A 12,892-nucleotide genomic window follows, 5' to 3' on the forward strand; every position below is an offset into this window, starting at 1 on the left:
CGCAGCAATTTGCAAGAGGCAAAATGGTTAATTAAGAGCTTAGAGAGTAGAAACGAGACGCTACTCAAAGTTGCAAGATGTATTGTTGAACATCAACAAGATTTCTTCGAGTATGGTGAGGAAGCCATGAAGCCAATGGTGCTCAATGATGTCGCTTTGGCTGTGGACATGCATGAATCCACGATTTCTCGTGTAACAACGCAAAAATTTATGCATACACCACGTGGTATTTTTGAATTGAAGTACTTCTTCTCTAGCCATGTTAGTACTGACAACGGCGGAGAATGTTCGTCAACAGCAATTCGTGCACTCATTAAAAAACTGGTCGCAGCAGAGAATACTGCCAAACCACTGAGTGATAGCAAGATTGCTGCTCTTCTGGCTGACCAAGGGATTCAGGTCGCAAGACGTACGATAGCCAAATATCGCGAATCCTTGGGAATTGCCCCTTCAAGTCAGCGTAAACGCCTATTATAAGGCACTAACTGAAAAGGAAAGTCTATGCAAATCAATATTCAAGGCCATCACGTTGATCTTACCGATTCAATGCAAGACTATGTAAATTCTAAGTTTCAGAAGCTCGAAAGGTTCTTCGACCATATCAATCAAGTGCATGTTGTACTAAAAGTTGAAAAAATTACTCAAATCGCGGAAGCTACGCTTCACATAAATCAAGGCGAAATCCACGCATCAGCAGATGACGAAAATATGTATGCCGCGATCGATTCGCTGGTAGATAAATTGGTTCGCCAACTTAATAAGCACAAAGAAAAACTAAACAGTCATTAATCATGCAACTGAGCGAAATACTGTCATTGGACTGCACCAAAAGTGCGGTCCACTGCACGAGTAAAAAACGCGCCCTTGAAATGATCAGCCGTATCGTGGCTGATCAAACGGGCCAAGATTCTACCGAGCTGTTCGAATGCATGCTCAATAGAGAAAAAATGGGCAGTACCGGTATCGGAAACGGTATTGCGATCCCTCACGCGAGAATGCAATCAAGCGACAAGGCCATTGCTGTCTTACTACAATGTGATGAAGCAATCGAATTTGATGCGATTGACAATCGACCTGTCGATCTTCTTTTTGCGCTCCTTGTACCAGAAGAACAGTGCAAAGAGCACCTCAAGACTCTATCCTCTATGGCAGAACGTCTGAGCGATAAGCAAGTATTAAAACTACTGCGTAATGCTCAGAGTGATGAAGAACTTTACGACATCATGATTCACCAATAAGCAGGACTAACTCCATGCGACTAATCGTTGTTAGCGGGCACTCAGGTGCCGGTAAAAGTATTGCGCTTCGTGTACTGGAAGACTTAGGTTACTACTGTGTTGATAACCTGCCAGTTAACTTGCTGGACGCATTTGTTCATTCTGTTGCTGACAGCAAACAGAATGTTGCAGTCAGCATTGATATTCGTAATATTCCTAAAAAGCTAAAAGAACTGACGAGTACACTAGAACAGTTAAAAACTGAGCTTGATGTGACCGTGCTTTTCTTGGACGCCAATAAAGAAACGCTACTCAAACGCTACAGCGAAACACGCCGAATTCACCCGTTATCTTTAGGTGGCACCTCCCTCTCGCTCGATCAAGCCATCGAGCGTGAGAAGCAAATTTTGACGCCACTCAAAGCGCATGCAGATCTGGTCCTAAATAGTAGTGGGCAGTCTTTGCATGAATTGAGTGAAACCGTGCGTATGCGCGTTGAAGGCAGAGATCGCAAAGGGCTCGTTATGGTATTTGAGTCTTTTGGTTTTAAATACGGCCTGCCTTCCGATGCCGATTACGTATTCGACGTTCGCTTCTTACCTAACCCACATTGGGAACCAGCACTACGCCCGCTTACAGGTCTGGATGCTCCTATCGCCGCATTTTTAGAGCAACACCAATCGGTGTTAAGTTTGAAATATCAAATTGAAAGCTTTATAGAGAATTGGTTACCTCTGCTTGAGAAAAACAACCGCAGCTACCTGACCGTTGCAATCGGTTGTACTGGTGGTAAGCACCGCTCGGTGTACTTAACTCAGCAAATCGGTGAATACTTCGCCAACAAAGGACACCAAGTACAAATTCGCCATACCTCACTAGAGAAAAACGCTAAGGAATAGCCGTGGAGTTAAGTCGTAAAGTATTGATTCAAAACCGCCTTGGCTTACATGCTCGTGCAGCAGTCAAACTGGTCGAACTGGCACAGAGCTTTGAAGCGGTCATCACCATCGACAATGAAGAAGACAAAACCGCCACAGCAGACAGCGTAATGGGCCTGTTAATGCTAGAGTCCGCTCAAGGACAATACGTCACGATCCACGCAACGGGTGGGCAAGCGGAAGAAGCACTGGATGCCGTTTGCCACTTGATCGAAGATAAATTTGATGAAGGCGAGTAGTTTACTCGCTTTTTTCTTACCTCCCATTATCTTTCTCTTCCCTGACCTAATAAATAAATTTGCTTAGTATCATAAGTTGTTATTAAAAGGCGCCTAGAATTAAGTTATTATTCAACGCATTGTAAATATCAGGAATTGGGAGGAATGAATGGCAGAGCAAATTGAATTCGACCAAGCTCACCAAGCCCTCCAAGAAGTCACAGAAGCGCTAGAAAATGGCCGCTTCGTCCATGTTCGTCGTCAATTACAGGACATGGAACCTGAGGATATCGCTCACCTTTTAGAAGCCTCCCCACGTAAGAGCCGTGAAGTTCTTTGGCAACTCACCGACCCTGAAGATTATGGTGAAATCCTTGACGAGCTGAACGAAGACGTCAAAGACAGCCTCGTATCCAAAATGGCACCAGAAGCGCTTGCAGAAGCGACAGAAGGCATGGATACCGATGACGTGGCTTACGTACTGCGTAGCTTGCCTGACAACCTGTCACGCGAAGTCCTGTCGCAAATGGACTCATCTGACCGCCTACGGGTCGAAACCGCCCTATCCTACCCAGAAGACACCGCGGGTGGACTGATGAACACCGACGTCATCACAATTCGTGGTGACGTAGATGTGGACGTAGTTTTGCGTTATCTACGTATGAAAGGCGAGCTTCCAGAAGCTACGGATGCCCTGTATGTGATCGATGAAGAGAGTAAGCTCATCGGTGAACTGCCGATCACGACGCTTATTACCACTCAGCCAGACGTAAAAATCATTGATGTAATGGAAGACGCGGACGAGGCCATCACCGTCGATACTAGCGACTCAGATGTTGCGAGTCTGTTCGAACGCCGTAATTGGGTATCTGCACCTGTTGTTGATGAAAACTTGCATTTGGTCGGTCGTATCACCATCGATGACGTGGTTGACGTTATTCGTGAAGACGCGGAACACTCGATGATGAGTATGGCGGGTATGGACGATGACGAAGATACTTTCGCGCCTGTTGTAAAATCAGCTCGCAAACGCAGTATCTGGCTTGGCGCTAACGTATTAGCCGCCCTTGCTGCTGCTTCCGTTTCTAACATGTTTGAGGCCACATTAGACCAAATGGCCGCCATTGCGGTATTGATGACGATTGTTCCGTCCATGGGTGGTGTCGCTGGTAACCAAACCGTCGCACTAGTGATTCGTGGTCTTGCTCTTGGTCATATCGGTGACTCAAACAAACGCGAACTGTTAATGAAAGAAGCCTCGATCGGCTTACTTAACGGCATCATGTGGGCGCTGATTATTGGTGGTATTGTTGTTGCTTGGAAAGGTAACTGGATGCTCGGAGGAATCATTTCCGCCGCCATGCTGACCAACTTATTGGTCGCAGGTATTGCCGGAGTAACGATTCCAATCCTATTGAAAAAAATGAACATCGATCCCGCTTTAGCTGGTGGTATGGCATTAACAACAGTGACGGATGTGATTGGTTTATCTGTCTTCTTAGGGCTTGCCACAATACTGATTACCTAACAGCAAAAACGAAAAAGCCTGATGAACACATCAGGCTTTTTTGATTCTGAATTGCTAGAAAAGCTTATTCACCCGCCACTTTCATGGTATCCAGTAGGATAGAGCCCGTTTGGATTTGTGAGCGCGTTTCAATATCACTACCAACCGCTACAATCTTGGTGAACATGTCTTTTAGATTACCTGCGATGGTAATTTCTGATACTGGGTATTGGATCTCGCCGTTCTCAACCCAGAAGCCTGCGGCACCGCGAGAGTAATCACCCGTTACCACGTTCACACCTTGTCCCATAACCTCTGTCACTAGAAGACCAGTACCGAGCTCTTTAAGCATTTGCTCGAAGTTTTGGCCTGTCGACTTCACGTACCAGTTATGAATCCCACCAGCGTGACCTGTCGGCGTCATCTTCATTTTACGTGCGGCATAACTGGTTAACAGATAAGTTGCTAGCACACCGTCGGTAATGATCTCACGGTCTTGAGTGTACACACCTTCACTATCGAATGGACTTGATGCCAAACCACGCAATACATGCGGACGTTCTGAGATATTGAACCATTCAGGAAGCACTTGTTTGCCTAGATGGTCAAGTAAGAAAGAAGATTTTCGGTACAGGTTACCACCGCTGATCGCCATAACGAGATGGCCAATCAAGCCTGTCGCAACATCAGCCGCAAACATGATTGGGTATTGACCTGTTTTTAGACGCTGCGCATCTAAGCGGTTAACCGTATTCTCTGCCGCCTTACGACCCACCGTTTCTGGGGTCCATAAGTCATCACGATGACGTGCCACGGTGTAGCTGTAATCACGTTCCATCTCGCCGTTTTGACCAACGCCAATTACACAACAGCTAGTACTATGGCGGCTAGACGCATAACTAGCTAATAAGCCATGGCTATTGCCATACACTTTCACGCCGTAATGACTATCATAACTCGCGCCATCACTTTGTTTGATTGCACTGTTATAACTTAGCGCCTCTTTTTCTGCTGCAATCGCCACATTGGCAGCATAGTCTGGATCGGGTGCGTCAGGGTGGAAAAGATCAAGCTCAGGGATATCTTGCACCATGTATTCTTTCGCTGCAGGGCCTGCAAATGGGTCTTCAGATGTGTAATGTGCAATATCTAGCGCCGCTATAACGGTTTGCTCGATTGCCGCTTCACTTAAATCAGACGTGGAAGCACTGCCTTTGCGTTGACCTCGGTAAACGGTAATGCCCAGCGCACCATCGCTGTTGAACTCGACATTTTCTACTTCACCCATACGAGTTGAAACACTTAAACCAGTGCTTTTAGTAATTGCGACTTCGGCGGCGTCAGATTTTGCCGATGCAAGCTTTAAGGCTCTTGCGACGGCTTGCTCTAGCTCGGTACGTTGCTCAGCAACCTGCTGTTTAATATCCATTGTCTTTCACATCTTGTCTTTGATGAACAATAGGATAACAAGAATTTCGCTTTCTCCCCATGATTCTTGTTAAAATAGTCATAATATTAATCAAAACACAGGCAACTGAAATGGCACGTAAGAATCAAAAAGCGCCATGGGAACCAGAAGAAGAGATCATCTGGGTAAGTAAATCCGAGATGAAGCGAGACATGGAAGAACTGCAAAAGCTAGGTGAGGAGCTTGTCGGCCTCAAACCTTCAGTTCTAGAAAAGTTTCCATTGAGCGAAGATTTGCGAGAAGCAATTGCTGACGCGCAACGCTTTAAAAATGAAGCGCGTCGTCGCCAATTGCAACGTATCGGTAAATTGATGCGTTACGAAGATCCAGAGCCAATCCAAGCCGCACTGGATAAAATTCGTAATAAGCACTCTCAATTAACGGCGGTATTCCACAAACTTGAAGCGTTGCGTGATCGCGTAGTGGAAGAAGGTGACAAAGCCATTGATGACGTAATGGAAATGTACCCAGAAGCGGATCGTCAGCGTCTACGCCAACTTGCTCGCCAAGCAGCGAAAGAGAAAAAAGCTGGGAAACCAGCAAAAGCGTACCGCGAAATCTTTCAGATCCTTAAAGGTCTAAACGAAGAAGAGTTTTAATTCGAGGGCTCACGCAATGAGCATTCGATTTAAACGCAAAAAGCAGACGTCAATGTCTGCTTTTTTTATCTTTGGTTTTACAGTCAGCGTTACACTAAGCGATTAACGCGGTCTCCGCGATCGAAAGCGTTAATGTTCTCAATCAGGATTTCCGCTAAACGTTGGATAGATGAGTCGCTGCCCCATGCAACATGCGGTGTCAGTAACAAATTAGGTAAACTCATATTGGCAATCAGCGGATTGCTCTCATCAGCCGGTTCTTGTGTAAAAACATCAAAACCAGCCGCTGCAATTTCTTGCTGTTTTAAGGCATCCACCAGTGCGCTCTCATCCACCAAACCTCCACGCCCTGTATTAATCAAAATGGCGTTGGACTTCATTTGTTTCAACTCTGCTTGACCAATTAAATTCTGAGTATGATCGTTGAGCGGGCAATGCAAAGTCAGCGCATCGGAGCGTTTTAATACTTCCTCAAACGACACATAACCTGGTCTACATTCTGCCGCCCCTTTACGCTCAGAAAACAAGACGGTCATTCCTAACGCTTGAGCCAGATTCGCCGTCGCTTGCCCTAGTGCCCCGCTACCAACAACACCTAACGTGCTACCACCAATATCCCCGATTGGGTGCGTAAAAAAACAAAACTGCTGGTTACGCTGCCACTCACCTGCGGCAATATCTTGGTGGTACCCAAATAAATTCCGTCTTAAAGCGAATAACATTGCCATCACGTGCTCGGGCACCGAACGCGTCGCGTAACCACGTACATTAGCAACCGCAATATCATGATTAGCACAGTAGTTCACATCGACGTTGTTAAAACCAGTTGCGGCAACCGCGATCATCCGTAATTTTGGTAGTTGCTCTAATACATGTTGGTCAAGCAGGACTTTATTGCTAATCACGATATCGGCATCTGCTAACCTTTCTATTACCTGCCCAGGCGCAGTTAGGTCGTACTCACGCCAGTGGTGCGGAAAGCTAGGTCGTGGGATCTCAATATGTTCTGGGATGGTCGCTCGATCTAAAAATACGATGCTTGGCAAAGACATAACAACTCCTTGTTCACGGCTGAAAGACAGGATACATCAACCACAGTAACGAAATAGCCAAAAATAGCGAACTAGAAAGAACCGCTGTTGAGTGCAATTGGCATTAAGGGTGTGGCAACGTTTTATAATCAGGCAATGTACGCTCTGGCGAAAAATAGTTAAAGATCATCGCCTCGGCTTCAGAATAAAAGTCACAGGGTACAAAAATACTGCTCAGCTGATCCGTAGCTGGATGATAAAAACTTAGCTCCGCAGCGTGCAACTCTAAACGCTCTGAAAACTGATACGCCTCTTCGCTTGCATAAAACTCATCACCCACAATCGCATGACCAATCGCCATCAAATGCACGCGTAACTGATGCGATCGACCAGTAATGGGCAGTAGTCGCACAACGGTTGTATGGGTGCCATCAGGGTGCACTTCACGCTTCACTACTTGGAATAAAGTTTGAGATGGTTTGCCGTCGTCAAAACATACTTTTTGTCGTGGACGATTTGGCCAATCACAAATTAATGGAAGATCAATATTCCCTTCTTGCGACTCAACATGCCCCCAAACACGTGCGTAATACACCTTGTGAGTGAGGCGATATTGGAACTGCTTTTTTAATGCTCGCTCCGCGGGTTTGTTTTTCGCCAGCAACATCAACCCTGATGTCGACATATCCAAGCGATGCACAACTTGAATTTCTGGATGCAACTCTTTGAGGCGGCTCCACATGCTGTCGTAATGCTCTGCAAGGCGACCAGGGACAGACAGCAGCCCTGATGGCTTATTCACTGCCAGAATGTCGTCATCCTCAAAAACGATATCAACCCAAGGGTCGGTGGGAGGGGTATATTCAAGCATTGCCATGGGAGATCTCTACAAAATAAAAACGCCGCGATTATATACCCAAATAGCACCCAGATGCAGGATTCTGAAGAAAAGTTCAACCCAATAAAACAAAGTCAATCCTTTAGCATAAAAACTAAAAATAGCACGTTGTAAATTTAGTTTGACAACAAGACGCATAACTGAATAGAGTGCTAGATGCACACAGCATGATATTCGCAAAGAATACTTAAAATAAATACATCAAAACACAGCATTTAAAAGACATTACCGTTGCGCAGTATAGGGCGAGCGCTCAGTTTGTCATGTACTGCGGTATGTATCTCTTTAGAAAGATACATAAGATAAAAAGGACAATAAGCAATGGACTCCGCCGTTATAGATAAACCCCAATCCAAACTTTCCTTATTTTTTCGTTCACTAGGCCCCGGCATATTAATGGCATCTGCTGCGGTCGGTGGCTCTCACCTCGTGGCATCAACCAAGGCTGGTGCGATTTATGGTTGGCAATTGGCTGCACTGATTCTGCTCGTAAACCTGTTTAAATACCCTTTTTTCCGAGCGGGCGTACAGTACACCATGGGGACAGGGCTCACCTTGGTTGAGGGCTACGCGAAATTAGGTCGGCCTTATCTATGGCTATTTCTATTTCTTAGCGTGGTATCGGCCGTCATCAATACCGCCGCTTTGTTGATGTTTAGCGCTAGCTTGCTGGGCTACTTCATTCCGTTTTCACTATCAATGGCATCACTCAGCATCATTGTGATTGTCACCTGCCTGATCATATTATTTGCTGGCCATTACAAAGCGCTCGATACGCTATCTAAGGTGATCATGTCGGTGTTAACCATCGCGACTTTACTCGCTGTTTCTATCGCCTTTGGTAACCCTGTTGAGCAAGTAGCCAACTTCGAGCCGCCGTCACCTTGGTCTATTGCGGCTATTGGTTTTATCGTCGTGACAATGGGGTGGATGCCTGCACCGATAGAGATCTCCTGTTTAACCTCAGCATGGCTAAAACGCCAATCAAGCCAGCAAGAAGTAACATACCGCTCTGCTCTATTTGACTTTAATGTCGGTTATATTGGCACGGCGTTTCTTGCCATTATCTTTGTATCGCTAGGCTCTTTGATGCTTTATGGTTCTGGCGTTGCGCTTGAAAGCTCTGGCGTTGGCTTCTCCCACCAATTGGTTGGCTTATATGCGGCAACGATTGGCGAATGGTCTCGTTACTTAATCGCGGTAATTGCGTTTTTCTGTATCTTTGGCAGCACGATTACCGTTATTGATGGCTATTCGCGCGTTATTTCGGATTCTCAACGCCTACTGCGCTCACAACCAGACACTAACCCTAAAACCACTTCAGCGATCATGCTGGTAGTCTCCTTACTTGCATTAGGTATTGTGGTTTTCTGGGCTTCTGCGTTATTGCCTATGCTGAACTTTGCGATGATTCTCGCCTTTATGACCACGCCATTCTTTGCTCTGCTAAATTACACCTTAGTGAGCAAAACTGAGTTACCTGAGCCTTTGGCTGTTGGACCTAAACTAAAGTGGTTGTCGATTGCAGGCCTGATTTACTTGTTTGGCTTCTTGGCTGTATTTATCTGGTGGAAGTGGTTGATGTAAATGAGATAGCTATCAGTGATTAATGCATTCCGCATAAAGAAACTAAACCGTAAATAAAGAAAAAGGTCTTCAACTGAAGACCTTTTTTAATGAGCAATAAATACTTACTTAGTTGTGGCTCACCACAATCAAACGCAGCGAGTCGAGCTGAACCTGAGCTTGGTTGATATAACCAGTAAGCTCTTTAATTTGTGCGTCGATAGCTTCAATTTCTTCGTCACGAATATTTGGGTTCACCGCTTTCAGTGCTTGCAAACGCTCAAGTTCTGCATTCAAACTATGCTGCATATCTTGATGAGCTTGCTTGCGTACTTCTTCGACCTTCTCTTCAATAAGAACATCACCAGCTTCAATTAAGCGGTGTACGTCTTTCTGTACCGACGTAACCAACTTGCTACCTAAGTGACGGTTTACAGGGCTGAGCTGGCGGTTAAAGCTTTCAAACTCCACTTGAGCAGACAAATCATTACCACGCGAGTCCATCATTAAACGGATTGGCGTTTTCGGTAAGAAGCGCGCGATACCACTGCGTTTTGGCGCTTGCGCATCTACCGCGTAAATCAACTCAAGAAGAATAGTCCCGACTGGTAACGCTTTGTTTTTCAATAGAGATACCGCAGACGTCCCCACCCCTTCACTCATAAGAAGATCGATACCACCCTGGATCATTGGGTGTTCCCAACTGATAAAGTGCATATCTTCACGAGATAACGCTGTATCACGATCAAACGTGATCGTCGCTCCTTCGTATGGCAGACCTGGGTAGCTTGGCACCATCATGTGCTCAGATGGGGTCACAATCAGGGCGTTTTCACCTTTATCGTCTTGATTCAGGCCAATCGTGTCAAAAAGAGAAAGTGCGAAGGTGACCAGATTGGTATCGCCGTCAGTTGATTCAATTTTCTCAACGATTTGTTGTGCTTTTTCCCCGCCATTCGAATGCATTTCTAATAGGCGATCACGGCCTTGCTCCAATTGGGATTTCAGCTCTTTATTCATTTTTGCTGACGCTTCAATGATCTCATCTAGCGTGCTGGTATCACCAGAGGCAAGAATTTCAATCAGATCATCGGAGTACTTATCGTAAACAGCACGGCCTGTTGGGCAGGTTTCCGCAAAAGCGTTCAGGCCTTCATCGAACCAACGTGCTAAGATCGCTTGCGATGTGCCTTTCAGGTAAGGAACATGAATGTCGATATCGCGATTTTGACCGATACGGTCCAAACGACCAATACGTTGCTCAAGCAAGTCTGGGTTGAATGGCAAGTCGAACATGACAAGTTGGTTGGCAAACTGGAAGTTACGACCTTCAGAGCCGATTTCGCTACAGATAAGAACTTGTGCTCCACCTTCTTCTTGCGCAAAGTAAGCCGCCGCTTTGTCACGTTCAAGAATCGACATACCTTCGTGGAAAACGGTGGCGCGGATACCTTCACGCTCACGCAGTGCTTGCTCCAATTGCAGCGCGGTACTCGCACGAGAAGCAATCACGAGGATTTTCTCGCTGCGCTTCTCTTTTACTTTTTCAAGCAACCAATTCACACGCGAGTCAAACTGCCACCAGCTCGCGTCATCGCCTTCAAATTCTTGGAAAATTTCTTCCGGGTAAAGGTTCTTCATCGCACGTGCTTCAGAACTCATCTTACCGCCAATCATCCCAGCAACACGCATTGATGTAGTGTATTGCGGTGGAATATCCATTGGCATCAGATGCACGTTACGCGTAGGGAAGCCTTTGATGGCCGCGCGCGTATTACGGAACAGAACACGCCCTGTACCATGACGATCCATCAAGTTATCGATCAGCTCTTGGCGTGCCGACGCTTTAGCTTCTTCGTCCGCTTCACTTTCGATAATACGGAAAAGTGGTTCTACGTCTTGTTCAGACAACAACTCAGTGATCTGGTTTTTTGCTTCATTAGGTAGCTTTTCACCGGAAAAGAGTGAAGTAATCGCATCTGCTACGGGCGCGTATTGCTCTTCTTCCTCAACGAACGCTTCGTAATCATAGAAGCGGTCTGGATCCAACAAACGCAGACGAGCAAAGTGACTCTCACGACCAAGCTGCTCTGGCGTTGCAGTCAGTAGCAACACACCTGGAGTACGTTCAGCCAAGCCTTCTACCACTTGGTATTCACGGCTCGGTTTATCTTGGCTCCATTCAAGGTGATGCGCTTCATCGACGACCAGTAGGTCCCATTCACCTTCCAGTGCTTGTTCAAAACGCTTGCGGCTCTTGCGTAGGAAATCCAAAGAACACAGCACATATTGCTGAGTATCAAATGGGTTTTCTGCATCCGCAAAAGCTTCGATACAGCGCTCTTCGTCAAAGATAGAGAAATGCAGATTGAAACGACGCATCATCTCAACCAGCCATTGATGCTGCAGTGTTTCAGGCACCACAATCAAAATGCGTTCGGCACGACCAGACAGAACTTGTTGGTGGATGATCATGCCCGCTTCGATGGTTTTACCCAAACCTACCTCATCCGCCAACAAGACGCGTGGCGCGTGACGACGGCCAACTTCGTGCGCGATGTAAAGCTGATGAGGGATCAAACCTGCACGCATACCACATAGGCCACGCATTGGGCTCTTATGCTGCTCAAACTGGTTGGTTAGCGCACGGTAACGCAGAACAAAGTTGTCCATACGGTCGATTTGACCGGCGTACAACTTATCTTGAGGTTTGTTAAAACGAATTTGGTTGCTAAGGAAAATCTCACGCAGAACAACAGCGGTTTCTTGCGTGTCTTCACGAGTACCGAAATAGGTGTAAAGACCTTCATCTTCCAGTACTTCTTCTACTTTTAGAGACCAACCTTCTTGGCAATCGATGACATCCCCAACATTAAAGGTGACTCGGGTAACAGGTGCATCGTTACGTGCGTAAACTCGGTTTTCCTCTGACGCTGCAAACATCAATGTCACAGTACGAGCATCCATTGCTACAACGGTACCTAAACCTAAATCGCTTTCCGTATCGCTAATCCAGCGCTGCCCCAAAGCAAATGTCATGAATTGACTACCTCGTTATTAGTTCTTGATTCGTATTTCTTGTTGGTCTACTCATGCCCGTGGGCATGGATAATAGTTTAGATCTGATTCTGGCTTCTGCTATGCCGATAGCATTCGTCATTTCAGTATGAACTGAGTATTTTTTAAGCCAGCTCAACATGATAAATCGGACGTAGCCTATACGCAGAAAAAGGTCGCTAATCTTACTTGAAGCTGTGATTTAGGTCACGCCGAAACCGCACCAAGCAGAAACTTTTTTTCCCAAACTCTAAATGCAATCAAATTGTAAAATACTCATGCCAATTATTAAGTTGTAGAACGTAAATATTACGTATACTTCTAATGAGGGGCGTTTAAAACCATTGCATATGATTTAAGCGCGTTAGTACACGATTAGGATCAACACGGGTT

At 45.9% G+C, this 12,892-nt stretch carries 11 protein-coding genes and 1 pseudogene; 8 read left to right on the forward strand and 4 right to left on the reverse strand.

Annotated features, from left to right (window positions below):
• The 6 genes and pseudogenes from R8269_RS21305 to mgtE all read left to right on the forward strand — a co-directional run.
• Nucleotides 1-477: pseudogene (locus R8269_RS21305) on the forward strand (RNA polymerase factor sigma-54); the annotation flags it as partial.
• Between the two features lie 24 nt (nt 478-501).
• A complete protein-coding gene (hpf, locus tag R8269_RS21310) occupies nt 502-789 on the forward strand; it encodes a ribosome hibernation promoting factor (RefSeq protein ID WP_005381114.1) in 288 nt (95 codons plus the stop codon).
• Between the two features lie 2 nt (nt 790-791).
• Nucleotides 792-1,238, forward strand: a complete 447-nt coding sequence (gene ptsN / locus R8269_RS21315) for a PTS IIA-like nitrogen regulatory protein PtsN (RefSeq protein WP_005381116.1) — start codon at nt 792-794, stop codon at nt 1,236-1,238.
• Between the two features lie 14 nt (nt 1,239-1,252).
• Nucleotides 1,253-2,116 carry an RNase adapter RapZ gene (gene rapZ, locus R8269_RS21320; RefSeq protein WP_005381118.1) on the forward strand — a complete coding sequence of 288 codons (864 nt, stop codon included), beginning with the start codon at nt 1,253-1,255 and terminating at the stop codon, nt 2,114-2,116.
• Between the two features lie 2 nt (nt 2,117-2,118).
• The gene (locus R8269_RS21325) at nt 2,119-2,394 is read left to right on the forward strand and encodes an HPr family phosphocarrier protein (RefSeq protein ID WP_005381120.1); all 276 of its coding nucleotides are present in this window, start codon (nt 2,119-2,121) and stop codon (nt 2,392-2,394) included.
• 148 nt (nt 2,395-2,542) lie between these two features.
• Nucleotides 2,543-3,901 (forward strand): magnesium transporter, encoded by a 1,359-nt coding sequence (gene mgtE / locus R8269_RS21330; protein WP_005381121.1) that lies wholly within the window; start codon nt 2,543-2,545, stop codon nt 3,899-3,901.
• 64 nt (nt 3,902-3,965) lie between these two features.
• Here the strand turns inward: mgtE and pmbA are convergent, their stop codons facing one another.
• Nucleotides 3,966-5,309: a metalloprotease PmbA gene (pmbA, locus tag R8269_RS21335; protein WP_005381122.1), complete on the reverse strand. Its 1,344-nt coding sequence runs from the start codon at nt 5,307-5,309 to the stop codon at nt 3,966-3,968.
• A gap of 110 nt (nt 5,310-5,419) precedes the next feature.
• Between pmbA and yjgA the strand changes: the two genes are divergently transcribed.
• Entirely contained in the window at nt 5,420-5,947 is a 528-nt protein-coding gene (gene yjgA / locus R8269_RS21340) for a ribosome biogenesis factor YjgA (RefSeq protein WP_005381124.1), read from the forward strand.
• An 89-nt stretch (nt 5,948-6,036) separates the two neighbouring features.
• Here yjgA and R8269_RS21345 read toward each other — a convergent pair whose 3' ends face one another.
• The gene (locus R8269_RS21345; protein ID WP_005381126.1) at nt 6,037-6,999 is read right to left on the reverse strand and encodes a D-2-hydroxyacid dehydrogenase; all 963 of its coding nucleotides are present in this window, start codon (nt 6,997-6,999) and stop codon (nt 6,037-6,039) included.
• Between the two features lie 103 nt (nt 7,000-7,102).
• The gene (locus R8269_RS21350) at nt 7,103-7,855 is read right to left on the reverse strand and encodes a pseudouridine synthase (protein WP_005381128.1); all 753 of its coding nucleotides are present in this window, start codon (nt 7,853-7,855) and stop codon (nt 7,103-7,105) included.
• A gap of 342 nt (nt 7,856-8,197) precedes the next feature.
• Here R8269_RS21350 and R8269_RS21355 point away from each other — a divergent pair, with 342 nt between their 5' ends.
• Complete coding sequence (locus R8269_RS21355) at nt 8,198-9,463, forward strand: NRAMP family divalent metal transporter (RefSeq protein ID WP_005381130.1); 1,266 nt, start codon at nt 8,198-8,200, stop codon at nt 9,461-9,463.
• Nucleotides 9,464-9,571: 108 nt separating this feature from the next.
• On the opposite strand, the gene rapA is transcribed toward R8269_RS21355, so the two are convergent.
• The gene (gene rapA, locus R8269_RS21360) at nt 9,572-12,481 is read right to left on the reverse strand and encodes an RNA polymerase-associated protein RapA (RefSeq protein ID WP_005388434.1); all 2,910 of its coding nucleotides are present in this window, start codon (nt 12,479-12,481) and stop codon (nt 9,572-9,574) included.
• Nucleotides 12,482-12,892 lie beyond the last annotated feature (411 nt).

The sequence above is a fragment of the Vibrio sp. Vb0667 genome, from assembly GCF_033391095.1.

Excerpts from the sequence above, each read along its gene's own strand:
- hpf (WP_005381114.1), top strand. The coding sequence starts at position 502 with ATGCAAATCAATATTCAAGGCCATCACGTTGATCTTACCGATTCAATG.
- ptsN (WP_005381116.1), top strand. The coding sequence starts at position 792 with ATGCAACTGAGCGAAATACTGTCATTGGACTGCACCAAAAGTGCGGTC.
- rapZ (WP_005381118.1), top strand. The coding sequence starts at position 1,253 with ATGCGACTAATCGTTGTTAGCGGGCACTCAGGTGCCGGTAAAAGTATT.
- mgtE (WP_005381121.1), top strand. The coding sequence starts at position 2,543 with ATGGCAGAGCAAATTGAATTCGACCAAGCTCACCAAGCCCTCCAAGAA.
- pmbA (WP_005381122.1), bottom strand. The coding sequence starts at position 5,309 with ATGGATATTAAACAGCAGGTTGCTGAGCAACGTACCGAGCTAGAGCAA.
- yjgA (WP_005381124.1), top strand. The coding sequence starts at position 5,420 with ATGGCACGTAAGAATCAAAAAGCGCCATGGGAACCAGAAGAAGAGATC.
- R8269_RS21345 (WP_005381126.1), bottom strand. The coding sequence starts at position 6,999 with ATGTCTTTGCCAAGCATCGTATTTTTAGATCGAGCGACCATCCCAGAA.
- R8269_RS21350 (WP_005381128.1), bottom strand. The coding sequence starts at position 7,855 with ATGGCAATGCTTGAATATACCCCTCCCACCGACCCTTGGGTTGATATC.
- R8269_RS21355 (WP_005381130.1), top strand. The coding sequence starts at position 8,198 with ATGGACTCCGCCGTTATAGATAAACCCCAATCCAAACTTTCCTTATTT.
- rapA (WP_005388434.1), bottom strand. The coding sequence starts at position 12,481 with ATGACATTTGCTTTGGGGCAGCGCTGGATTAGCGATACGGAAAGCGAT.